Raw genomic sequence first — 23,500 nt, 5'->3', positions numbered from 1 at the left:
CAGCCGCCTTATCGGGTCACGTCCAGCTCCCAGCCCGGCTCCAGGTGGTCGGGGTTGTCGGCGAGCCGATAGCGCGGGTTCAGGTTGATCAGTTCGCGCAGCGCGAAGTTGGCCACCTGCTGGTCCGGCGTCATCGCCTGGGCCTGCGCCTCGGCCTTCTGGCCGTCGGACAGCAGCGTGTCGAGATGCGCGCCGGCAATGCCCCATAGGGTGGAACTGGCGACGTGGTCGGGGCTGTAAGGCTGCACGCGTACCGTTCCGGAGCCGGGGCGCTCCCTCGGGGTCTCCCTGGGCGGTTCTGTGGGGGGCTCTTTCGGCGGCTCCTGCGGCGGCGTGGATCCCGTCGGCGGCGCCGGCGGGGTCGATGGGCCGCCGCCGGGCGTCGGCGTCGGCCGCGGCGCGCCCTTGTCCTCGTCCTTGAGCAGCTCCACCAGGATCTTGGCGCCGAAGTTGACCATTACGCCGCCACCCAGCAGCACCAGCCCCTTGGGCATGGCGCGGCCGAAGAAATCCCATTTCTGCGCCAGCCATGGCGTGACCGGCTTGTCGACGGCGTCGGGATCGGCGGCCCTGGCCAGCCGGTTTTTCTCGGCATTGATCAGCTTCTGCTCGTTGCGCGACTGCAGGTGCGCGCCGATGCCGAACGCCGCCAGGCTGCCCGCCTCGATCGCCCCGACCACGCCGCCGGTATGCATCATGTCGGCCACGGCCAGCGGCACCGCGCCGACCGAATACGCGTTCATCACGAACTTGCGCAGCCGCGCGCCCAGCAAGGCGGGTTGCGCCAGCCCGGTGTGATAACCCGCGCGGGCGGCAAAGTTGACCGTGCTCAGCACCGAGTTGGCGGCCAGGAACACCGCGCTGCTGTAGGTCAGCGGCTCGCCGACCTGGGTCACGCCGTGCTCGCCGAACCACAGCATGGTGTTGCCGTTGTTGATCGCCAGCGTGGTCAGCTGCAGCGCGTCGTTGACCTGCCCGGCCCGGGTATCGGGCGTCAGCATCGAGGCGCCGATGGTGCCGATCACTGCCTGCGCCTCGCGGATCTTGTCCGCCGCCTCAGGCAGGTCCTTCTTGTCGGGGGCGTGGGCGTAGGCGTCGAGCTGGTCGAGCGCCCTGGCAAACTTCTGCTGGTTCGCTTCGTTGATGCCCCACACCGCGGTGCCGGGCTTCTCGGTCAGCGTGCGGCGCAGCCAGGCGATATCGGCGGGCGTGTGCGTGCCGGCGCGCCGGATCACCTTGTTGGCATGCACGGTGCGCCCCATCGCCACGCTGCCGCGGTAGATGAAGCAGCCGGCGCTGGTCAGCACCAGGTTGGCACCGGTCTGCGCCGAGATTGCCGCGGCGCCGGAGGCGGCGGCGAAGGTGCCGGCCGCCGACACCGCCAGCGCGGTGCGCACCTTCCACGGCCGCGGGCCATTGCCGCCGGGCGGCGGTGCGTTGCCGGCCGGACCATGCGAGATGGTGGCGCGCACCACTGCGCCCTCCCCGCCGTCGCGGCCCTGCGTGCCGTCGCTGCCCCTGGCGCGCGCTGCCTGCTGCATCGCGTCCAGCATGCGATACACCGCGCTCCCTTGCGACGCATCCGCGCCGGTCTCGACATGGGTCAGGTCGGCCACCTTGACCGTGCCGTCCGGGAACAGCGCGAACTCCACGTCGCCCAGGTGCAGGCGGCGCGTCTTCATGGTGTCGGCCAGCGCGGCGATATCGCGCGCCGAGCGGTCGTTGAGCAGCGCGGCAGGTTCGGGCCGCAACTGGCCGGCGGCGTCGAACAGGTCCTTGCTGCTGGCCGCGTAGCGTTCATAGCCGATGGCCGGGCGCCCGAACGCCTCGAGCGATGCCGGCCCGAAGCTGCGCACGGTGTCCAGCCCGTGCGTGCCGGCGGCCTCGGCCATGGCGGCGCGCTCGCCGTGCACCATGTCGCCCAGCCAGGCTTCGTTGGCGATGCCGACCGCCAGGTCCTTGCCGAGCGCAAACACCGTCTTGGCCCCGCCGCTGCCCAGCCGGGGACCCAGGTAGCTCTCCAGCCGCACCCGTTCGCGGGTGCCGTCGGGCCGGCGCAGGAACACGTTGCCGTGGTGGTCGATCTTGAAGCTGTGGCCGGCGTAGGGATCGGGCTGCGGCGACACGCGGCGCCAGCGGCCCGGCTGCGCCAGGTCGATCTGGCTCCTGGCCGGGTCCTGCGCGTAGGCGCCGCGGCGCAGCGCGAACTCCGGCACCAGCACCTCGGTGCCCATCACATCGGCCACCTGCTGCGCCAGCATGCGTCCCTGCGGCGCATGCGCGCCGTCCAGCGCCAGCACGATGGGCTGGCCGGGTTCCCAGTCGTGCGCCAGCAGCAAGGCCAGCTCGTGGGCGCCGACGCCCTCGCCCGCCTCGCCGCGCAGGCCGCCCTCGGGGCGCACGGCGCCGACCACCACCAGATGATCCCCGGGCGCGTTGACACGCACCGCCGGCTCGCCCAGCGCCAGTTCGGCCCAGCGGTCCGGCACCTGCTGCCAGCCTGCGGGCACGGGATCGCCCGCGGCGCGCGCGCCATGCTGGCGCACCGGCTTGCCGCCGCCGGTGACCGCCACCAGCGGCAGCGCCGGCATGGCGCCGTGGAAGCGGCCGCCGTCCAGCACATGCACCGGCGCGCCCGACGCCGCCATGGTGGCGGGATCAGCGGCCACGCGCAGGCGCGCGCCATAGGCCAGGTCGCTGCCCGGCGCGCGGAACGCATCCACGTCGAGCCGGCCGTCGGCGCCGTAGACACGGGCGTTCAGGCCGGTGGCCAGCTCCTGCACCAGCGACACCGCGCCGTCCTGCCCGTAGCAGCCGTACAGCACCACCGGCATGCCCTCCTGGTAGTCCGGATGCGCGCGGATGCGGTCGATCACCGCCGCGGCGTCGATCCGCGACGATGGGCCGTCGCCGGCGCGCATCGCGACGCCGCCGAACAGGCCCTCGGCGCGCACCGTGAAATGTCCGGGAACCTGCGGCACCGACACCGCCACCGCCTCGTCGCCAAAGGTCTTCTGGCCGGCCTGCTGCGCCAGGTCCAGGTCCGCGCGCCCGCGCGGAAACTGCTCCAGCTGGGCCAGCACGTCGATGCGGCGCCCGTCCTGCTGGCGCACCAGCGGCAGGCCGGCGCGGAAGTCGTCGGGCAACGCGGCGCGCATCTCGCCGTGGTAATCCGGATTGAGCGCAAAGCCTTCCGCGTGCGGCTTGTGCCCGCGCAGCGACAGCGGCACGGTGCCGATCACGCTGCGCGCGTCGACCGCGCCGTGCCGCGCCGCCTCGCGCTGCGAAACGATGGCGATGCGGAAGTTGCCGCCTGCCTGCAGCGCCGGGCCGAGGTCGCGCATGGCCTGCTGCAGCGACAGGAACGACGCTTCCGGCAGCCCCGCGCGCAGCGGCACCGACAGCCCATCGCCATGGGTCACCACGTAGTGCACGCCGGCCAGGCGCCCGCCGGAGGCATGGATGCCGTCGACCGTGGCCTCGATCGCGGCGCGGCTCGGCGCGCCGTCGCGCACCGACCAGCTGCCGTCGCGAATCTGCGGGCGCGTCGCGGGCAGGGCCGCCGGCCGGCCGCCCGCGTCGTCGGCGCTGCTTGCGGAAGCGGTCTTGCGCGGCAGCTGCCCGCCGTGCGCGACCACCGCTTCGGCGGCGTCCGCCAGCGGCGTGCGCGCCAGCGCCGGCCCGCCCGGCAGCGGTGCGCCCGCGGCACCCGGACCGCGCGGCGTGCCGCCGGCGGCGGCGCGTCCGTACAGCGTGATCACCGCCTGGTGCACCTCGGTCGAAAAGCCATCCACCGTTGCCACCCGCTCGCGCGAGACGCCGTCGACGGCGCCGGCATCGGCCGCGGCCTGCAGCACGCGGCCCAGTTCCTCGGGGCTCTGGAAGCGTTCCGGCATATTGCCCCGGCGCAGCAGCAGCGCCGACACCGCGTACGCGCCCCAGTTCGACACGCTGGCGGTGACCACATGGTCCACCGGCACCACCGCGGCGATATCGCTGCCGTCGAGCGCGCGCGGGATCAGTCCGCCCACACCGCCCATGCCGGCCTCGTTGCCGCCGTCGCCGACGCCCAGGGTCTCGATGCCGTCGATGGCATTGGCTTCCAGCACGATCTGGTCCAGCGCCGGGTTGAAGTCGTCGATGCCGATGCCGCGCATATTGTGCTTGGTGCCGCGCGCGCTGCGCGACGGCAGCTCGATCGCCATCACCCGGTCGGGGCCGACCTCGCGCAACAGCGCGCGCGCCGGACCGGCCGCGCTGCCCACCGGGGCATCGAACACGCGGATATTGTCGAGCGGCTCGCCCATCTCGCGCAGGATGCCCTCCAGGATCGGCCGGTTGGCCGAATCCACCACGTAGGTCACCTGCTTGCCGCGTAGCCGCAGCGCGCGGCCCAGTTCCGCGGTGCCCGGGGGGCCGTCGGTTTCCGGCATGTCCTTGGCCACCGAAAAGCCGGTCACCAGCATCACGTTGCTGGCGTCTTCCAGCGACGCCGCGGCGCGCTCGGCACCGCCCGGCATGTAGAACTCGCGCAGGCCACGGCCGATATAGTTGAAGCTGATGCGGTCGACCGGCGACAGGTGGCGTCCGCCGTCGACCAGCGCCAGCGCCGCCGACACGTCGGCGGCCTCGCCGAAGGCAGTCTTGAACACGCGGATATCGGGGCGCCGCCCCATCGCGTGCGCCAGGCCGGACACCCGCGACGGCTGGCCGGTGGTGAAGACGATGGTCGGCAGGGTCTTGTCGTCGGGCACCGCCGACGGGTCCAGCGGCTGCTCCAGCAGTGCGCTGCGGTCGATCAGGCCCTGGTCGACCAGCATCTCCACGCCCTTGCGCGCCTGGTACTGCATCGGGTCGATCAGCCTGACGTCGCTGCGGCCGATGGCATCGAGCTGCTGGCGCACCAGCGTCTCCAGCGCGGGATAGTGGGTGCAGCAGAACCACAGCGAGGTAGCGTCGGCCGGGATCTGCTCGGCGTTGATGTACTTGGCCACCAGCCCCTTGAGCTGTTCCAGCTGCGCGCCGTCGGCGAGGTGCATGAGGTTGTTGACCGCATCGGCCCACTCGGTCGCGCCGATCTCCTTGACCGTGACGCTGCCGCCGCTGGCCTCTGCCACCGCTTCCAGGTAGGCGTGCAGCTTGACCGTGCCGGGCGTGGCCACCACCACCGGGCGCGCGCCGCCCTCGGTGACGATCTTCGGCGCGGTCTGCATGATCAGGTTGACCACCTTGGCCTGGTGGGTGCCGGCCAGCGCCTCCGGAAACGCCGTGCAGGCGGTGTTGCAGGCAAACAGGTCGACCGCGCCCCTGGCCTTCTGCGCCGCGACCACGCCGGCGTGAACCAGGTTGACCAGGTCGCCGCGCTCGCGCCCGCCGTAGGTGCCGGCGGCATGGTCGGTAAAGGCCACCACCTGCACCGCCTTGCCGGTCATGGCATAGGTATGGCGCGCGATGTTCTGCGCTGCCAGCAGGCCGCCGTTGCTGGAATCGAAGGCGGTGATGACGATCGCATCGTCCTGCACGCGGATGCCGAAGTCGGCCGGGTCGACGCCGTCGGGCAGGAAGCGCCGCTGGATGCCCTCGAACAGCTGGGCCATGTCAAGCCCCGCGGGCAGGCGCTCGGCCGCCTTCTGCAGCAGCTCGTAGACCCCCTTCTGCACGGTCTTGTCGTAGCCGCGCACGCTGGTGGCGCCGACCTCCAGCGTGACGCCGTCGCGCGCCTTGTGGCGCGCCATGGTGTCGAGCAGCGCGCCCACGGTCTCCACGCTCGGCATGCCGCTGTCGCGGCCCAGCGCGCGCTGCACGCCGAAGCCGATCGCCTGCGCCGCCAGGTTGGAGTTCATGCCCGTCACCAGGTGGTCGGCGCCGACGTCGGACCAGCTGTCGGCGAGCTGCTCGGTTACCGCCATGTCGCGCAGCAGGCGGTCGCGCGCGGCGCGCATGCCGGCCTCGTTGCCGTGGTCGCCCACGGCAATGGTGACCATGTCGGCGATGTCGTTGGCGTCGATCAGCAGCTGGTCGAGCATGGCGTTGCCGCGCACCCGCTCGCCATTCTGCAGCCGGTATTCGTTGTTGGTGTTGCGCCCGGCCACTTCCACCGCGACCACCGCCTGCGGCTTGTGCATCGCCAGCAGCGCGCGCGACTGGCGCCCGGCGCTGGCGAAGTCGCGGGCCGAGAAGGTCTCGACGCGCGCATTGGGCTGGTTCAGGTCCTGGCGCAGCATCTTGCGCAGCGTGCGCGCATGGGCGCGGTCGGTCACATAGACCACGTCCTTGCCCAGCGAGGCCAGGTAAGCGCCCAGCGAGGCCGCCCCGACCGGGCCGTTGGTCTCGGCGCGGCCGTGGGCGGTCAGCGGGCCGGTGACGATCATCACCGAGTCCAGGTCCGCCAGCGCGCGCGCGGCCATCTCGGCGCCGTAGGGCACGCCGATGTTCTCCATGCTGCCGTCGATCCACAGCACGTTGTCCAGCGGCGAGATCGCGTTCTGCCGCAGCGACATGCGCGCGGGGGCTTCGGGCCCGTCGGCATGCGCCACCACCGCGGGGCCGTGGCTCACCGTGCGGCGCTGCACGCCGGCCTCGCCGTCGCCGGCGGGGTGGCGCGGCGCGCGCGCCAGCGCCGGCGTGCCACTGGCGGTGCGGCGGCGCGAGGCCGGCACCGGCGCGTCGGCGCGGCCGCCGCCGCTGCGCTCGCCCGACGGGTTGCGCGCGGCGGATTCGGTCATGTAGCGCGCCATGGCCCGGTTCATGGCTCGGTCCATCATGCCGTGGATCACCCGTTCCTGCAGCAGGCTGCCGCGCGCAACCGCCATGTCGAAGGCCGCGGCGGTGCTGAGTTTGGCCGATTGCCAGGGCGTGAGGCGCTGCGGCGTGCGCAGGTCGCGGGCCGCAGCGGTGCCGCCGTCGCTCGCCGGCGTGGCGCCGTTGCCGCGCTCCGGGGTCGCGGGCCTGGCCGCGCCCGGGGCGGGTTCGCCGTCGGCCTGCTTGCCGGAGCGGCCGGACTGGCCGTCGGCGTCGGTGCGCGCGGGCGCGTGGCCCTCGGCGTCGGGGCCGGCCGGGCCGCGCCGCGTGGTCGGCCGCGTCGCGGCTGGCACGCCATTGGCGTCGCGGAAATCCCCCAGCGCTTCCGGTGTCGCGCCACGCACCGGTGCGCCGATGCCGGCCGGATCGCCCGCGCCGACGCCGCGCCCGCGCATGGCCTGGTAGCCGTCGCGCACGGATTCGCCAATGCGCTTCTGCATGGCGAACGGCAGCATCTGCGTCGCGCCCATCAGCAGCATGGCGCCGTTCTGCAGTTTCTCCGACACGCTCATCTCGCTGCCATGCTCGGCGAACATGGCGGCCTGCTGCAGGGTCTGCACGCCGCCGATGCCGAAGCCCACGCCGTTGAGCACGCGGCTGGCGCTGCCGTAGTGGCCGGCGCTGTGGGTCAGCATGCCGCCCGCCATCTGGCGCAGCGGGTTGGTGCTGCCGGCCAGCCGGGTGCCGGCGTTCATCGCCAGCGCGCCGGTCTTGGCCAGGCCCATGCCGCCCATGCCCGCCAGCGAGCCGGCGACGTTGAGCCACTGCGCCATCGCTTCCTGGCTGGCAAAGGGATTGACCGAGCGGCCATGGTCCGAAATATTGTCCAGCGCGGCCCACGAGGTGCCGACGCCGTAGCCCATGCTGCCCACCATGCCGACCCACGCCGCGGCCACCAGGGGCGTCAGCGTGCCGCCCGAGGCCACCGCCAGCACTCCGCCGGCGACCGCGCCGACCGCGGCCACGCCCAGGTTGACCCAGCCCCACACCTTCTCGCTGGTGGTGACGATATGCGCGTCCATCGCGGCGTAGTCGACATGGCCGTCGCGGCCCAGGTCCAGGTTCTCGGCGAAGTAGACCGTGCCCTTGTCGGAGAGCAGGTTGTTCTCCTGGAAATCGCGCTTCGCGTCCAGTTCCTCCTTGCCGTAGACCGCACCCTGGTCGTCCACCCACAGGGTCTTGCCGTCCTTGCCCTCGAACTCGAACACCGCGGTCTGGTACGGCACCCCGCCGGGGCCGGCCACGTACATCGGGATCGCCCTGACCGTGGTGCCGGCCTTGGCGTCGGCGGCGATCTGCTCGCGGATCGCGCTGGCGTCGCCCTGCGGCGCGCCCAGGGCGATGGCTTCGGACAGTCCCTTCTCGTCCGAGGCCTTGGCGCTGAGTTCTTCCTTGCGCATCGCCAGGCTGTCGAAGGTCTGCCGCAGGATCTCGTCCTTGTCGAGCTCGAAGCGCTGGTTGGCTTCCTTTGCCTGGTCGGTGCCGGCGTAGTCCTCGCTGCCGCGCTGCACCGCATTGCGCAGGTAGACGTCGGACATCACCGGCGCCTCCTTGCTCGACTTCAGCGCCTGCTCGAACGCGGCCGACAGCCCGATATGGCCCTTGGCGGCCGCGTCCTGGGCGCCGCCGTAGATGCGTCCCTGGCGCGACGACCCGGCCTGGTTCGCCATCATCAGCATGCTGACCTCGTTGTCGCGATCGGTCAGCCAGCTGGCCGTGCTGGTCGCGGCCGGGGCCGTGCCGGGCTGGGCCTGCGGGTTGCGCGCGTAGTAGCCGGCATCGGCCGCATCGACCACCGCCGACAGGCCATGGTAGAAGTCGTCCCAGTCGTTGTACCCCGGCGACTGGCTGTTGTTGCGCCCGGTCCAGTCGTTGCTGTATTCGGCCTTCACCGTATCGAGCAGCGTGCCGGCGTCTTCCTCGATCAGGTGCGGCGCCACTTCCTGCAGGTAGACGCCGACCTTGTCGGCGTACATCTTCTCCTGGCCGATGATGGGCCGGCCCTCGTCGTCGTGGGTCTTGTTCTTCAGGTCCTTGTCCATCGACGCTTCGATCTGCGCCTTGAACAGGTCGTCGCTGAAGCGGTCGTCGTGCACGTCGACGTAAAGTTCGCGCTCCTCGGGCGTCTGCGCGGCATCGGCGCCGGCCTTGCGGATCTGCAGCGCGCCGGTGACGTCGCCGCTGTCCAGCTTCTGCGCGATGCCGCGGGTCATGGCGTCCACCCGCAGCGGTACCGAGCCCTCCATGTAGCCGAGCATCCGGTTCAGGCCGTTGGCCGCCTGGTCGCGCTCGGCCTGGCTGAGCTTGGGATCCTCGCTGCGCGCCTTGAGCTGCTCGACGGTATAGCCGAGCAGGCCTTTCTCGGCGACGCCCTTGTCGTAGGCGATCCGGGCCGGATCGGTCGCTGGCAGGTCGGCGGCCGGAACCAGGCCGTCCGCGCCCAGCGCCTTGAACATGACGTAGCCGGCCGGGTTGTGTTCCATCAGCGCGCGCTCGGCCTGCGGCAGGTCGCGCGGCGTGGTGGCGTTGGGATCGGTCCTGGCCTGGGGATCCAGCGTCAGCCCCTGCGCCTGCGCCATCGCCAGCGTGGTCGGGTCGTTCTGCGCCAGCTTGCGCTCGAAGTCGGTGGATGGCGTGAGGTGCGCCATCTCGCCGGCGATGCGCCCGCGCAGGTCGACCCGGTCGATCAGCTGGCCCATGCCGCCCTCGGTGCCGTAGCGCGCCTTCAGGTCCTGCACCGCCTGCTGCCGATAGCTGTCCGGCACCTTGATGCCCTTTCCCGACGCCAGCGCCTGCAGCTGAGCGTCGGCGTCGCTGACCTTGCCGTTGGCCAGGGTCAGGTCGTACGAGCGGTCCGCCATCGAGAGGGTGCGGTCGTGCGGCTCGTTGCGCAGGTCCTTCAGCGCCTGGTCGGCGTCCTGCTTGTAGCCGTTCGCCGCGACCGTGTCGATCTCTTTCTGCATGGCGCCGAGGAAGGTCTCCTCGGCCTTTACCCGTTCCTGCTGGGCCTGCTCATGGGCGTCGCGCGCGGCGACGAGTTCGTCGTCGGCCTCGGGCTCGAAGCGCCGGATGCCGCCGGGAATCTTCAGGTACGCGGCCTGTTCCGCGTCGACCCTGGCGGCGGCCTGCTGCTCTTTTTCCTGCGCCAGCACCACGTTGAAGCGCGCGCCCTGGGTGTCGCGCGCCTGCTGCGTGCTTTCGTTCTTCAGGAATTGCGTCTTGGTCTCTTCGATATTCAGCGCGACGTTCGGATCGTCATAGCGCTTGCGGATCTCCTCGGCCTTGGCCTCGACCGCGGCCTTGACGTCCCCGCCGGTGGCCGCGGCGTTGTTGGCGGCCACGCGCAGCTCGTTCTGCGCGCCGCCCATCACGTTGCCGTACTTCAGTCCCAGCGGCTGCCACTCCTTGTCGGTCATGGCGCGGCCGTCGAGATCGGCCACCACCTTGTCATAGGCGTCCTGCGCTTGCTGCTGCCAGCCATCGGTCAGCGCCTTCGCATCGTTTTCCTTCTTCTTGCGCGCTGCCTCGGCGGGGTCGGTCTTGGGCTTCTCGGGCGCCGGCGCATCGACCTGCATGGCCTTGGGCGACTGCGCGCCGGTGGCATTGGCGGTGTAGAGCGCCGGCGTCACCACCACCGCCTGCGGCTTGTCAGGCTGGTCCGCAGGTCTGGCCTGCTGATTTTGTTGGGTTTGTTGCGACTGTTGCGCCTGCTGCGTGTTCTGGGTGTCTTGCTGGCGCTGGGTTTCGCGCGCCTCGGCGGCGCGCTGGGCGCGTTCGGCGGCTTCGCGGGCGGCCCGCTCGGCGGCCTCGCGCGCGGCTTCGGCGGCGGCACGGGCCGCGGCCTCGGCGGCCGCGCGCGCGGCAGCCCGGATGGCATCCATGAAATCCAGCATGACGCAAGTCTCCTGGCGACGCCGGCGCCTGCCGGCAGGTCAGACGGTTGCCGATGCCCTGGGTGGCCGGGGCCACGCGCAAGCAGCGGACAAGCCGCGGGCATCATGCGCGCCGATTCTGCGCGCGCCGGCGGCGCAGGCCAACTATGGGAATTCGTAGGGCCCGCAAGGACAGCCTGGCTACAGGCGGTTGTTGTCGAGGTCGGTCACCAGCATGCAGCCCGGCGCATGAGTGATGCAGATCGCGGGCCGTGCCTCGCGGATCACCGCCTGCGGCGTGACGCCGCAGGCCCAGAACACCGGGATTTCATCGGCGTCGAGCGGGACCGCATCGCCGTAGTCGGGCGATTCGATATCCTCGATGCCGATCAGCCGCGGGTCGCCGATATGCACGGGCGCGCCGTGCACATCGGGATAGCGCGCGGTGATCTCGGTGGCCAGGATCGCGTCGGCGGCCTTGAGCGGGCGCATCGATACCACCAGCTTGCCCGACAGCCGGCCCGCCGGGCGGGTCTCGATCGCGGTGCGGTACATGGCGACGTTGCGGCCCAGGTTGATGTGCTTGAGCGGCACATTGGCCGCCAGCAGCGCCTGCTCGAAGGAGAACGAGCAGCCGATCGCAAAGGCGACGAAGTCGTCGCGCCACAGCTCGGTGATGCCGGTGGTCTCGTGGTAGGCGTTGCCATCGCGGTAGACCCGGTACATCGGCACGTCGGTGCGGATGTCGACATCGCGACCGAGGTTGCGGAACACCGGGTCGCCCGGATCGGTCACGTCGATCAGCGGGCAGGCCTTGCGGTTGAGCGCGCAGAACTGCAGGAAGTCATAGGCCCAGTCGCGCGTCAGGATCACGATATTGGCCTGCACGTGGCCGCGCGCCAGGCCGCTGGTGTGACCGCGGTAGCGGCCCGCGCGGATCAGCTGGCGCAGTGCGGCGGGGTCTTCGGGCAGGAGCGAGGCGGCGTGCTGGAGCGGCTGGTTCATGGTCGGCAGGCGGGCGCCGGGCGGCGCGCAAAGTCGGGTTGACCTGCCGATTCTGGGCGCCCGCCGGCGCCGGCGTCCAACAAATCTTTCGGATCGAGCGCGATAAAGGAATCCGATGACTACGAGCCCGCGTGGGGTGCCGCCGACGCCGCCGCCGGCGGCTGCACCGGCACCGCCATGTCCTCGCCGACCTCGGCGCAGAATTCCGCCACCACGCCGGTGGCCAGCCCGACGATCGACTCGTTGACCTCCAGCCCCGCGCCGATGCGCCACGAGGCGACGATATCGAGCGCGGGCGGATGGTTCTCCACGTCCACCACCGACAGCGTGCCGTCGGCCAGCTCCTTGCGCACCAGTGCCGGCGGCACCGCGCCGATGCCGAAGCCGTCGCCGATCAGCCGTGTCATCGCCGCCACCGAGTTCACGCAGTTGATGCGCGGCGAGGCCACGCCGTTCAGGTGGAACAGGCTCAGTATGTCCTGGTGCGGGCGCGAATTCTTGACGAAGGTGATGACGCGCTCGGCGGCCAGTTCATCGAGCGAGGCATAGGGCCGGTCACAGGCGGAGCCGGTGGCGACGATCCAGCGGATCGGGTAGCGCGCCAGCTCGACATTGCGCACCGTTTCCAGCCGCAGCAGGTCGGTCTGGAAGATCACGTCGAGATAGCCCTTCTGCAGCTGGTCGCACAGGTTCAGCGCGGCATCGGCGGTCAGCTCGATTTCGAGCGCCGGATAGGCCTGCATGGCGCGCTTGACCACGGTCGACAGCCAGGTATGGATCACCGAGTCCATCGCGCCGATGCGCACCCGCCCCGCGATGGCGCGCGAACGGTCGAGCGACTGCCGCATATGGTGCATGGTGTTGACCATCTTCTCGGCATACTCCAGCACGCGCTGGCCCTCCGGCGTCAGCGTGACGCCGCGCGAATCGCGCAGGAACAGCTTGACCCCCAGGTCTTCCTCCAGCACGGCGATGCGGCTGGAAATCGAGGCCTGCGTGCTGAACAGCTTCTCCGCGGTCAGCCGGAAGCTGCGCAGGCGGGCCACCCAGACAAAGGTTTCGAGAAAGCGCAGGTTCATGGGCGATGGATGCGGGCCGGGCGCTGCGGCGTCGGCATGGTGAGCGACAGAATCTACGCGATCACACGGTGGCAAACAAGCGTTTGAAAGCGGCGCCCGGGCGCGTGCCCCGCCGCGGTGCGGCATCGGGACCCGCCGCGCTCACGCCCCCAGCGGCGACGGCTGCGACGGCGTCGGGGCCTGGCGCGGCGGGATCAGCGCCGGGCCGCGCGCGGCCGCTTCCTCGGCTTCTTGCTGCGCGGCTTCCGCCTGCGCCTTCATGCGCTGCAGCGCGGCAAGCAGGTCGTCGCCCAGCGCAGCCGGGTACTCCGCGCGCGCGCCGTCGGGCACCGCCGACGGGTCCAGCCACACCTGCCAGGTCACGCGCGTGGTGCCCACGTCCGGCCCCGGCGTGGCCTGCAGCCGCCCGCGCGTATGGCTGGAGAGCTTGCGGTAGCTGTAGGAGTACGGCCCCCTGTCGGTCAGCACGTCGACCGCCGGCAGGCCGCCGGCCCGGTGGGCCATGCGGCGCACCGTGCCCGGGCTGCCGCTGCCCAGCACCACGCGGCAGTCCTTGTAGACGGTGTCCCAGTCCGGCACCGCGCAGTAGCCGCCGGCCAGGTCCCAGACGCGTGCCGGATCCGCCTGCACCTCGACCGAGCGCTCCACCGGGATCAGCTGCGCGTGCGCAGGCGCCTGCCACGCGAGCAGCAGCGCAGGCACGGCGAGCCGGAGCGAGGACAAGGTCAGGCGGGCAAGGCTGGGCATCGGCAAGGCGGCTCGCGCAGGGTCGGGACAATGGCTGCAAGCCTAGCCGAGCGCGGCGGCGTATGCCATTACCGAAGGCTCGTAGCCGCCGTGCGCGCGCGGCCCGCCCTACGGGTTTCCGTAGGCCCGCGGCCAACCCGCATGCGCTGGCGCGCCGTATGCTTATGCCCTCGCGGGTGCGGCCCGCGCGCCGCCGCCGCATCGGGGAAAACCCGCGGGCCGTGGCGATGGCGCCACGGGCCAGGCCCGCGCCAGCCGCGCATTGACGGGCTTTCAGCACAGGAATCAATTTTTCTTATCGGCCGCCGCCCGAAAAACTAGTTGGACGCGGGCTGCCGTGCCTTTCAAGAATGCAGTCAGCGGGCGCACCGCAGGAGGCGCTGCAACCGCGTGCCGCCGCGCCATCGATACCCGCCATCGATATGCGCCAGCGGTAGCCGGCAACGCATGCCGGCACCACAAGGCAAGCGCCGCGCAGCGCGCGCTGCCAGGCCGAGCCAGACATCGCACGAGAGGAATGCATGGAAACGCAGATCGGCAGTATCCAGAGCCCCCAGCCATCGTCACCCGCCAGCAGCGAGGCCGCCCCTTCGCGCGGCTTCTTCTCCTGGTACCGCGACATCAGCGCCAATGAGCGCCGCACCTTCTGGAGCTGCAAGGTCGGCTACGCGCTCGACGCCATGGACACGCAGTTCCTGAGCTTCGTCATCCCCACGCTGATCGCCACCTGGGGCATCAGCCGCGCCGACGCGGGCTTTATCGGCACCGCCACGCTGCTGACCTCGGCCGCGGGCGGCTGGGTCGCCGGCATCCTGTCCGACCGCATCGGCCGCGTGCGCACGCTGCAGCTGACCATCCTGTGGTTTGCCTTCTTCACCTTCCTGTGCGGGCTGGCGCAGAACTATGAACAGCTGCTGGTGGCGCGCGCGCTGATGGGCTTCGGCTTCGGCGGCGAATGGACCGCCGGCGCGGTGCTGATCGGCGAAGCCATCCGCGCGCAGGACCGCGGCAAGGCCGTGGGCATGGTGCAGGCCGGCTGGGCCGTGGGCTGGGGGCTGGCGGCGCTGCTCTACGCGCTGGTGTTCTCGCTGCTGCCCGCCGAGACCGCGTGGCGCGTGCTGTTCCTGATCGGGCTGCTGCCGGCGCTGTTCGTGATGGTGCTGCGCCGCCTGGTCAAGGAGCCCGAGGTCTATACCGAGCACAAGGCCCGCGAAGCCCAGGCCAGCGAAAAGACCTCGTTCGCCGCGATCTTCTCGCCGCGCCTGCTCAGCATCACGCTGCGCGCGGCGCTGCTGACCACCGGCGCCCAGGGCGGCTACTACGCCATCACCACCTGGCTGCCGACCTTCCTCAAGACCGAGCGCGGCCTGACCGTGCTGGGCACCGGCGGCTACCTGGCGATGGTGATCGTCGGCTCCTATATCGGCTATGTCACCAGCGCCTACCTGACCGACCGCATCGGGCGCAAGCGCAACTTCATCCTGTTCGCGCTGGGCTCGATGACGATCGCGCTGGCCTACACGCACATCCCCGTCAACGACACCGTGATGCTGCTGCTGGGCTTTCCGCTGGGCTTCTTCGCCTCGGGCATCTTCGCCGGCATGGGCGCGTTCCTGACCGAGCTGTTCCCGACCAGCGTGCGCGGCTCTGGCCAGGGCTTCTGCTACAACGTGGGCCGTGCCATCGGCGCGTTCTTCCCGTTCCTGATCGGCCATGTCAGCCAGCAGATGTCGCTGGGCCACGCCATCGGCATCTTCGCCGCGGCCGCGTATGGCGTGCTGATCCTGGCCGCGCTGACGTTGCCGGAAACGCGCGGCAAGGCGCTGGAAGCTTAGCGACGGCAAAAACCCTACGCGCGGCAGGGATGCCGCCGCCGGAAATCGACAGAAGCCGGCGACAACTGCCAGCATGACATCGCCGCGGTCCGGCGCCGCGGCGCGCAAAAACAACAACAATCAAGGCGGCCCCACGCGGGCACGCCAGTCCTTCCGACGGGATTCGGGTCAGCAGTATGTCGGGCTTGCCAGCTCGACGGCAATGCAGCGCAGCCGCGATACGCGCTGGCGATGGCCGGCCGCCGTGCAGCATCGGCGGACCGCCACGACCGGCACGACGCGCCGCGCCCCGCAGTGCCGCCGCGCAGGCCAGCCCCGTTTGCGCGCGTGGACCGGCTCACAAGGCCGTGGTCGCACGCCAAGACTCGTTGTCGGAGGCCTACATGATCAAAGATGTGGAAGTCGTGCCGTACCGTGACGCGGGGGCGTCCGGGCATGGCACCGCAGCAACCACCGCACGCCCCACGGCCCGCCCGGCCCCCGCTCCCGGCATCGCGCCGGCGCTGGTGGCCAACAACGGCATCAAGGTATTCGGCGAGCGCCACCTGGTGCCGGTCAGGCAGCGCGTGCGCCACGGCGCCACCCCCGGCCTGGTGACTGCGCTGCAGGCCGAGCCCACCCACGAAGGCCGCAGCGCCGTGATGCAGTCCGCCATCCGCGCGATCGGCTTCGACTGGCTGGGCTACGCCACCGCCGCCCATGTCGGCGGCCAGCTGCAGCCGCGCACGTTCTTTGAAAGCTATTCCCCGCCGGGCTGGCGCGAGCGCTATTTCCGCGAGCGCTACTACGAGATCGACCCGCGCACGCCGCAGCCGGGCACGTTCTGCCTGCCCACCGTGTGGGATGCCGACGACCTGGCGCAGACGCCGCTGGGCAACGTGCCGCCGCTGCGCCGTCGCCGCTTCCTGGAGGACCTGCGCGATGCCGGCGTGCGCAGCGGCATCTTCCTCAACCTGCCGATGCCGGGCAACAGCGAGTTCGTGCTGATCAGCTTTATGTCAGGCATCGAAAGCCGGCGCTGGATCGGCGATTCGGTGGTGGGGCAGGCGCTGGCGATGGGGCTGGCGCTGCATGAGTTCCTGACCTGCCACGTCGAGATCCCCGCATTTGCCGGCCGCCATCGCGAAGGCCTGTCCGACGTGCAGCGCGATATCCTCGCCTGCCTGGCGCAGGGCCTGTCGGACAAGGAGATCGCGCGGCGCATGGACATGTCGATCTTCAACGTGGATTACCACATGCGCCGGCTGCGCAGCCACTTCGGCGTGCGCAACCGCGTGCAGCTGGCCAGCGCGGCAACGCTGCTGCGGCCGCCGGGGGTACCGCTGTCAGTGGACAGGGAGAAGGATGCGGCGGGGGTGATTGCGGCTTAGTTTGATGGTTTTGGCTTGAGTTTTGGCCGAACTTTGGCTATCGCCTTAGCCTTGGCTCGACCGACTGCGTACCCCCTCTCCCGCTTGCGGGAGAGGGTTGGGGTGAGGGCCGGAGCATCAACGAAGTGAAGGCCGTCGCTATTGCCAACGCCCGCCCTCACCCCCGCCCCTCTCCCGCAAGCGGGAGAGGGGAGAAAACCCGCAGCGTGGACATGCCCGATCCACCCCAACCCACCCCAACTCACTCCCCCTTCGCCCACCGCATCAACTCCGCCACCCGCTCGAACAAGGTCCGGTCGATAAACCGGTCCAGCGGCACGTTCAGGTACAGCCGCTGCGCCAGGTCCGAATCGAACGCCGACGGCACCAGGTAGTCCGCCGCGGCCTGACGAATGCGTGCCGCCACCTGGCCGCTGCCCTTGGCCACCACCCGCGGCAGCGTACCGGGCCCGTCGTAGCGCAGCGCCACCGCGTACTGGGTGGAATACACCACCGCGGTCGACACCCGCACCCGTTCGCTGACGCCGAAGAACGCGGCCTCGAAGAACGCCGCGCGGCGGCGCCCGGCCATGATCGGGTCGCCCTGGGTCTCCTTGTATTCGCGGCGGTACTCCTCGACGCTCATGCGCTGGCGCTTCATGAACTGGTGGCGCTCGTGCACGTAGTCCACCACCGCCATCACCAGGTAGATCACGGCGGCCCAGCAACACATGCGCAGGATGATGTAGGCGACCAGCAGCAGGATTTCCGCCGGGCGGGCATAGCCGGTGCGCACCCCATCCTCGATCGCGCCCAGTGCCAGCACATAGACCAGCCCGGCCAGCAGCAGGATCTTGACCAGGATCTTGGCCAGGTTCACCAGGTTGCGCACGGCGAACATGCGCTTCAGGCCCTCGGCCGGGTTCAGCCGCGCCAGGTCCGGCTTGATCTGCTCGAACGCCACCAGCGGTCCCACCTGCAGGAACGCGCCGACGATGCCGCACACCAGCGCCAGCGCCACGATCGGCAGCACGCCCATCAGCAGCAAGCGCGCCGCGGCCTCGCCCAGCACCAGCATCTGCTGGTCGGCCAGGTGCTGCGGCACGCTGCCCATGGCGCTGTGCCACAAGGCCTGGAACAGCCGCACGAAATACCGGCCCAGCAGCCACAGCCCCGCCAGCACGCCGAGAAACACCACCGCCGAGGTGACGTCGCTGCTGCGCGGCACCTCGCCGCGCTTGCGCGCCTCGTCCAGCTTGCGCCGGGTCGCCTCGAGGTTCTTTTCGCTGTCGCTCATTGGGTCTGGATATGCCGCCGCCTATGCTAGCGTGCCGCGCCCCGGCGCAGCATCTCGATCAGGATATTGTCCGGGCGCAGGAAGCCCTGCAGCGTATCGACCATCACCGCCAGCATCAGCACCAGCATCAGGAACGCCACCGAGATCTTGACCGGCTGCGCGAACTGGAACACGTCGAACTGCGGCACGAAGCGCGCGATCAGCGCAAAGCCAAGCTCGACGATCACCAGCAGCAGGAGGATCGGCGCGGCCAGCTTGACTACCCACGAGAACAGCGTGCCGGCGTAGAGGTTGGCAAAGCCCATCGACGCCAGCGACATCTCCGGCCCGAACGACATCACCGGCCAGAACGCGAACGACTCGACGGTCACCCCGGCCATGGCGATAAAGCCGCCCAGCGCCGCAAACAGCGCGATGCCGAAGTGCGACAGCAGGTTCTCCATGGGCCCGTCCTCCTGCTGCGTCACCGGGTCGAAGAAGGTGGCATTGCCCGAGCCGGTCTGGAAGTCGATCAGCTCGCCGATCATCTGCAGCGCGACGAAGAACAGCCCGAACGCCATGCCCAGCAGCAGCCCGATAAAGGCCTCCTTGAAGATCAGCACCAGCCACAGGCCACCGGCGACGGCGTCCAGGTCGATGCGCGCCCCCGGCGACACGAACAGCGCGATCGCCAGCACGATGCCGTTGCGCGCTACCCCGGGGATGGCCTGCTGCGACAGGAACGGCAGCACCGTAAACGCCGTCAGCAGGCGCGGCATCACCATCACGATGGGCATGATGACCTCGCGTCCCCACTGGAACAGCAAGGCAGGATCGAGCAGTTCGGCCTGCATCTCAGGCGTGCCGCGCGTCGTGCCGGCCAGCGTGCCAGGCGCGCGCCGCGGCTTCGTCGATGGCTTCATCCTCGCGCCGCCCGGCGCCGGCGCGCAGCGCGCGGCGCTCGCGCAGCGCCAGTTCGCGCGCGCCGTCCAGCCGCGCCTGCGCGCGCAGCAGTGCGTGGCGGGCCTGGTCGAAGGCGGCACGCCGCCGGGCCACCTCGTCGAGCACCGTGGCCAGGTTGGCATTGGCGCGGGCGATGCGGGCGTCGAAGGCGTTCTGCCAGCCCTGCGCATCGAGCAGCCCCGACACCGACACCCCGCCCTGCGAGGCGCCCTGCCGCAGGCGTTCGATGAACGCCGCGCGCTCGGCCAGCGCGCCTTGCACCGCCTGCTGCGCGGCCTCGGCCTGCCGCAGCCCGGCCATCACCTGCGCGCGGTGCTGCTGCAGCGCGCGCAGCGCCTCTTCGTGGCGGCGCTGGCGCACCGCCTCGAGCTGGCCCAGGCGCGGGTCGGCGCCGCCGGCCGTCATCGCGCGGCTCCGGCAAGCGGTGCGGGCTGGCGCACGCGCAGCGCCTGCGCCAGCTTGTCGACGGCGCCGGCAAAGGTGTCGAGCCGCGCCGCCGGCTGCGCCAGGTAGGCGCGGATATCCGGCATCGCCGCCACCGCCGCGTCGGCGACGGCATCGGCGCCGGGCCGGTATTCGCCGATCTGCAGCAGCATCTCCAGCTCCTGGTACCGGGCCAGCAGCTGGCGCAGCCGCGCCGCGTCGCGCGCGTGCGCGCCGGCCGCCACCTGCGGCATCACCCGGCTGACCGACTGCAGCACGTCCACCGGCGGATACTGGCCGGCACTGGCGAGCTTGCGCGACAGCACGATATGACCGTCGAGGATCGAGCGCACCTCTTCGGCGATCGGGTCGCTGTCGTCCTCGCCTTCGGTCAGCACGGTGTATGCCGCGGTGATCGAGCCCTGCACGCCGGTGCCGGCGCGCTCCAGCAGCTGCGGCAGCATCGAGAACACCGAGGGCGGATAGCTGCGCCGCGTCGGCGGTTCGCCGCTGGCCAGGCCGATCTCGCGCTGCGCGCGCGCCAGCCGCGTCAGCGAGTCGACCAGCAGCAGCACGCGCCGGCCCTGGTCGCGGAAGTGTTCGGCAATCGCGGTGGCGGTATAGGCGCAGCGCACGCGCTCCATTGGCGAGCGGTCCGAGGTGGCAACCACCAGCACCGTGCGCGCCATGCCGTCGGGACCCAGGTTGTATTCGATGAACTCGCGCACCTCGCGGCCGCGCTCGCCCACCAGCGCGACCACGTTGACATCGCTGGACGCGCCGCGCGCCAGCATCCCCAGCAAGGTGCTCTTGCCCACGCCCGGCGGCGCGAAGATGCCCACGCGCTGGCCCTCGCCCAGCGTCAGCAGCCCGTCGATGGCGCGCACACCGGTGGCCAGCGGCTCGCGGATCAGCCGGCGCGTGAGCGGGTCGGGCGGCTCGTTGTCGACCGGCACGCGCGCCACGCCATCGAGCGCGCCCTTGCCGTCGATGGGCTCGCCCAGCGCGTCGAGCACGCGGCCCAGCAGCGCGGCGCCGGCCGGGCACTGGTGGCCGTGGGCGGTGGGGATGACCTCGGTCAGCGCCGACACGCCGGTGGTGCGCCCCAGCGGCGTGAGCAGCGCGGTCTGCTGCACGAAGCCGACCACCTCGGCCAGCAGCGGCGGCTCGCCCGGCGTGACCAGCTGGCACAGCTCGCCCACATGGGCCTGGATGCCGGTGGCGTTGATCAGCATGCCCACCGCCTTGCTGACGCGCCCGCGCATCGCCACCGGCGTGAAATGCTCGAACGCGCGTTCCAGGTCGGCGGCGGCATGCTGCAGCGCGGCTTCGATATCGGTGGCAGGGAGTTCTGTGGACATGTCGTCGGCCTCGGGAATCAGCCCGCCCTCAACCGGCGTGCAAACGCTTCGAGCTGGGCCTGCAGGCCCACTTCCATGGTGCCCGAGGGGGTCTGGATGCGGCAGGCATCGGGTTCCAGCCCCGGCTCGACCACCACGTTGGCGCGGCGCGGCCACTCCTGGGTCTCGGCCAGGCGGTCGAGCAGGCTGCGCACGGCCTGCTCGCGCCCCAGCGGGATCTGGATGGTGATGAAGGGCTCGGCCCGCACCAGCGCCTCGACGCGCTGCAGCGCCACCTCCAGGATGATGTCGGGGTCAAGCTCGCCGGCAATCTGCTGCACCGCCTTCATCACGATCTCGGCCATGGTGCGGCGCATCGCGCCGAGCTGCCGTTCGGCCTCGGCGGCGGTGCTGACCTGCGCCGCGGCGTGGTCGGCGTGGGCGCGCGCCCAGCCTTCGCGGTAGCCGTGCTGGCGCCGCTCCTCGGCCTCGCGCTGGGCTTCCGTGCGGATCCGCATGGCCTCGCTGCGCGCCGACTCGATCACCGCGGCGGCGTCGAGCAAGGCGGCATACTCGGCCTCCTTGAGCACCTTGCGCTCGGACAGCAGCTGCAGGTTTTCGCTGGTGATCAGAAAAGCCAGTGCCATGCCGGGAACCGTTCGGGGATCAGGTTGAGCAGCAGCAGTTCGCGCAGCTGCGCGGACTGCGCCGGGGCCAGCGGAGCCGGCGACAACGCCGCCAGGCGCCGGGGAAACTTGCGCCGCAGCGCCTGCAGCAGCGGCGCCGCATGCTCCGGGTGCGGCGCCTCGACGGCCAGCACGCCGCACAGCAGCCCGCACAGCAGCCGGTAGCCGCGCTCGGCCATCAGGCGGCCGGCGCCGGCCGGGTGCTCTCGCAGCGGCGCCAGGTTCATCGGCAACGCCGGCAACGCCGGCACGCGCTTCAGGATAAAAGCCACGGCGTGGCGGTCGAGCCGGCGCGCGGCACGGCGCATCGCCCGCGGCGTGCTGCCGATCAGCGGCGCCGCCAGGGCACCGGGCAGCGGCGCGATGCTGTCGGCCAGCTGCGCCGGCAGCATGCGGCGCTCGCTGGCAAAGCCGGCCTGGTGCACCGCCAGGCCGAGCCACCACGCCAGCAGCCGCAGGTCGCTGCGCGGCATCAGCACCAGCCGCGCCAGCGAGGGCGGCCCCTCCAGCAGGCGCAGGATCGCGGCGTCACGCTCGCCCTCCGCGCCGGCCAGGCCCAGCGGCTGCGCCAGCACGTCGGCGGCGGCGGGGCCGAAGCGGTCCGCGCGGAGCCACGCCAGCGGCCAGTCCGCCGGCAGCCAGCTGGGATGCAGATGCGCCAGCGGCCGCTGCATGAAGTCCGCCACCGCGCGCGCCAGCGCCGGGTCCGGCAATGCCGGCGCACGAGGCGCCAACGCGGCGGCCAGCGCGCCGGGCAGGTAGGCGCCGGTCGCCGACTCGGCGGCGGCAACGGTGGACAGCGGCGTCAATTCGCGCTCCGCGGCGCGCCACGGCGCTGCGGCCAGCGCAGCACGCCGCGCTGCCATGCCACCACCGCCGCCACGGCCAGTGCAAGCGCCACCGCCGCGCCGACCGCGATCGCGGCGAAGCGCCCGAGGGCAAAGCCGGCCGCCGGCCCCGCCGCGCCCGCCTGCGGCGCGAACGGGCGCGCCTCGACCAGCGACAGCGACACGTTGTCGTGGGTCACGCCTTCGATGCTGTGCGCCACCATGTCCTTGACGGTCGGCACCAGCAGGCGCAGGTCGGTATCGGCGCGGTGCTTGATGAACACCGCCGCCGACGACGGCCGGATCTTGTCCGAGAGCGGATCGGTGGCGGGGATCACCACATGCACGCGCGCGGTGACCACGCCGTCGATATTGCGCAGCGTCTCCGACAGCTCCTGCGACAGCGCAAAGATGTAGCGCATGCGCTCTTCGGTCGGCGTCGCCACCAGCCCCTGCTTCTGGAACACCTGCCCCAGCGAGGCAAAGCGTTCGCCCGGCAGGCCCTCGCTGCGCAGGATCTCCAGCGCGGCGGGCAGTTGCGATTCCTCGACGCGCACGCGCCACTGGCCCTCGCCGGTGCCGCCGCTGGTGTCGGCGCGCGCCTTCTCCGCGTCGATGCCCTCGGCGGTCAGCGCGGCCAGCACCTGGTTGGCCTCGGGTTCGTTCAGCGACGCGTACAGGTCGACCTTGCACGCGGCCAGCGCCAGCGCCATCAGCGCCGGTGCCAGCCGGGCCGCGCGCGAAAGGCGCCGGCACAGCGGTGGCTTGGACATCATTGCTGGTTCTTCAGCAGGCTGTTGAACAGGTTGGTACCGGCGCTGCCGATGCTGGAGGTCACGTGGATCGACGAGAACAGCTCCAGCGACTGCGTCTGCAGCAGCATGGCCTGGTACACCACCTCGCTGGTGCTGCCCTCGTAGATCGACGCGAACATGCCGTCGCGCAGCTCCTGCAGGCGCGCGGCCTGGCGCGCCGATTCCTCGCCGGCCGAGACATAGCTGGCGCGGATGGCGTTGCCGAGCGTGGTCGAAGTCGGGTCTGCCGCCTGGGTCGCGTGCGCGGCGCGCGAGCCGTCGGCGGCGCGGCCCTGCTGGACCATTTGCGCGAACTGCCGCGCATCGGCCGGGTCGGCCTGCGCGGCCGGGGCCGCGGGCGGCGACTGGTGCGCGGCGACGGTGGCGCTGTCGGGCGCTGCGCCCGCGGCAGTCGTGGCATTGGCGGCGGCAATGGCGGCGGTCGGGTCCATCATGGCTCTCCTTGCAAAGCGTTGGGCGCCCCGGCATGCCGGGGCGCGTGG

Annotated in this window: 14 protein-coding genes; 2 read left to right on the top strand and 12 right to left on the bottom strand. The window is 71.4% G+C overall.

What is annotated here, in order from left to right:
- Positions 1–8 precede the first annotated feature (8 nt).
- From A3AG_RS0121140 to A3AG_RS0121125, 4 genes are all read right to left on the bottom strand, one after another.
- The gene (locus A3AG_RS0121140) at positions 9–10,694 is read right to left on the bottom strand and encodes an LWXIA domain-containing protein (protein WP_018007350.1); all 10,686 of its coding nucleotides are present in this window, start codon (positions 10,692–10,694) and stop codon (positions 9–11) included.
- Positions 10,695–10,874: 180 nt separating this feature from the next.
- Entirely contained in the window at positions 10,875–11,678 is an 804-nt protein-coding gene (locus tag A3AG_RS0121135) for a putative hydro-lyase (RefSeq protein ID WP_018007349.1), read from the bottom strand.
- Between the two features lie 119 nt (positions 11,679–11,797).
- Complete coding sequence (locus A3AG_RS0121130; RefSeq protein ID WP_018007348.1) at positions 11,798–12,757, bottom strand: LysR family transcriptional regulator; 960 nt, start codon at positions 12,755–12,757, stop codon at positions 11,798–11,800.
- Between the two features lie 141 nt (positions 12,758–12,898).
- A complete protein-coding gene (locus tag A3AG_RS0121125) occupies positions 12,899–13,504 on the bottom strand; it encodes an SRPBCC family protein (RefSeq protein ID WP_018007347.1) in 606 nt (201 codons plus the stop codon).
- Between the two features lie 542 nt (positions 13,505–14,046).
- Here A3AG_RS0121125 and A3AG_RS0121120 point away from each other — a divergent pair.
- Together A3AG_RS0121120 and A3AG_RS0121115 are read left to right on the top strand one after the other, a co-directional pair.
- Entirely contained in the window at positions 14,047–15,339 is a 1,293-nt protein-coding gene (locus tag A3AG_RS0121120; RefSeq protein ID WP_026164357.1) for an MFS transporter, read from the top strand.
- Positions 15,340–15,722: 383 nt separating this feature from the next.
- Positions 15,723–16,709, top strand: a complete 987-nt coding sequence (locus A3AG_RS0121115; RefSeq protein ID WP_018007345.1) for a helix-turn-helix transcriptional regulator — start codon at positions 15,723–15,725, stop codon at positions 16,707–16,709.
- 241 nt (positions 16,710–16,950) lie between these two features.
- Here the strand turns inward: A3AG_RS0121115 and A3AG_RS0121110 are convergent, their stop codons facing one another.
- Genes A3AG_RS0121110 through A3AG_RS0121075 form a run of 8 tightly spaced genes read right to left on the bottom strand, consistent with a single transcriptional unit; the run spans position 16,951 to position 23,452 of the window.
- Positions 16,951–17,985, bottom strand: coding sequence for an EscU/YscU/HrcU family type III secretion system export apparatus switch protein (locus A3AG_RS0121110; RefSeq protein ID WP_018007344.1), 1,035 nt, complete (start codon positions 17,983–17,985; stop codon positions 16,951–16,953).
- A 26-nt stretch (positions 17,986–18,011) separates the two neighbouring features.
- The gene (gene sctT / locus A3AG_RS0121105) at positions 18,012–18,887 is read right to left on the bottom strand and encodes a type III secretion system export apparatus subunit SctT (protein ID WP_018007343.1); all 876 of its coding nucleotides are present in this window, start codon (positions 18,885–18,887) and stop codon (positions 18,012–18,014) included.
- On the bottom strand, positions 18,820–19,332 hold the full coding sequence (locus A3AG_RS0121100; protein WP_018007342.1) for a hypothetical protein: 513 nt from the start codon (positions 19,330–19,332) through the stop codon (positions 18,820–18,822). The genes sctT and A3AG_RS0121100 overlap by 68 nt, the downstream gene beginning before the upstream one ends.
- On the bottom strand, positions 19,329–20,711 hold the full coding sequence (locus A3AG_RS0121095) for a FliI/YscN family ATPase (protein WP_018007341.1): 1,383 nt from the start codon (positions 20,709–20,711) through the stop codon (positions 19,329–19,331). Before A3AG_RS0121095 ends, A3AG_RS0121100 begins: the two co-directional genes overlap by 4 nt.
- A 17-nt stretch (positions 20,712–20,728) precedes the next feature.
- Positions 20,729–21,337 carry a type III secretion system stator protein SctL gene (gene sctL / locus A3AG_RS0121090; protein ID WP_018007340.1) on the bottom strand — a complete coding sequence of 203 codons (609 nt, stop codon included), beginning with the start codon at positions 21,335–21,337 and terminating at the stop codon, positions 20,729–20,731.
- The gene (locus tag A3AG_RS0121085) at positions 21,319–22,185 is read right to left on the bottom strand and encodes a hypothetical protein (RefSeq protein WP_035849371.1); all 867 of its coding nucleotides are present in this window, start codon (positions 22,183–22,185) and stop codon (positions 21,319–21,321) included. Before A3AG_RS0121085 ends, sctL begins: the two co-directional genes overlap by 19 nt.
- The gene (sctJ, locus tag A3AG_RS0121080; RefSeq protein ID WP_018007338.1) at positions 22,182–22,979 is read right to left on the bottom strand and encodes a type III secretion system inner membrane ring lipoprotein SctJ; all 798 of its coding nucleotides are present in this window, start codon (positions 22,977–22,979) and stop codon (positions 22,182–22,184) included. Before sctJ ends, A3AG_RS0121085 begins: the two co-directional genes overlap by 4 nt.
- Positions 22,976–23,452, bottom strand: coding sequence for a hypothetical protein (locus tag A3AG_RS0121075; protein WP_018007337.1), 477 nt, complete (start codon positions 23,450–23,452; stop codon positions 22,976–22,978). The genes sctJ and A3AG_RS0121075 overlap by 4 nt, the downstream gene beginning before the upstream one ends.
- Between the last annotated feature and the right edge of the window lie 48 nt (positions 23,453–23,500).

Origin of the sequence: Cupriavidus neocaledonicus (assembly GCF_000372525.1) — a bacterium.
Lineage (GTDB): Bacteria > Pseudomonadota > Gammaproteobacteria > Burkholderiales > Burkholderiaceae > Cupriavidus > Cupriavidus neocaledonicus.
This window is presented reverse-complemented; position numbering and strand designations above follow the sequence as displayed.

Bases quoted from the DNA above. Each gene is read 5' to 3' on its own strand.
- A3AG_RS0121130 (WP_018007348.1), bottom strand. From the start codon at position 12,757: ATGAACCTGCGCTTTCTCGAAACCTTTGTCTGGGTGGCCCGCCTGCGC.
- sctJ (WP_018007338.1), bottom strand. From the start codon at position 22,979: ATGATGTCCAAGCCACCGCTGTGCCGGCGCCTTTCGCGCGCGGCCCGG.
- A3AG_RS0121135 (WP_018007349.1), bottom strand. From the start codon at position 11,678: ATGAACCAGCCGCTCCAGCACGCCGCCTCGCTCCTGCCCGAAGACCCC.
- sctT (WP_018007343.1), bottom strand. From the start codon at position 18,887: ATGAAGCCATCGACGAAGCCGCGGCGCGCGCCTGGCACGCTGGCCGGC.
- A3AG_RS0121095 (WP_018007341.1), bottom strand. From the start codon at position 20,711: ATGTCCACAGAACTCCCTGCCACCGATATCGAAGCCGCGCTGCAGCAT.
- A3AG_RS0121125 (WP_018007347.1), bottom strand. From the start codon at position 13,504: ATGCCCAGCCTTGCCCGCCTGACCTTGTCCTCGCTCCGGCTCGCCGTG.
- A3AG_RS0121100 (WP_018007342.1), bottom strand. From the start codon at position 19,332: ATGACGGCCGGCGGCGCCGACCCGCGCCTGGGCCAGCTCGAGGCGGTG.
- sctL (WP_018007340.1), bottom strand. From the start codon at position 21,337: ATGGCACTGGCTTTTCTGATCACCAGCGAAAACCTGCAGCTGCTGTCC.
- A3AG_RS0121140 (WP_018007350.1), bottom strand. From the start codon at position 10,694: ATGCTGGATTTCATGGATGCCATCCGGGCTGCCGCGCGCGCGGCCGCC.
- A3AG_RS0121075 (WP_018007337.1), bottom strand. From the start codon at position 23,452: ATGATGGACCCGACCGCCGCCATTGCCGCCGCCAATGCCACGACTGCC.
- A3AG_RS0121115 (WP_018007345.1), top strand. From the start codon at position 15,723: ATGATCAAAGATGTGGAAGTCGTGCCGTACCGTGACGCGGGGGCGTCC.
- A3AG_RS0121110 (WP_018007344.1), bottom strand. From the start codon at position 17,985: ATGAGCGACAGCGAAAAGAACCTCGAGGCGACCCGGCGCAAGCTGGAC.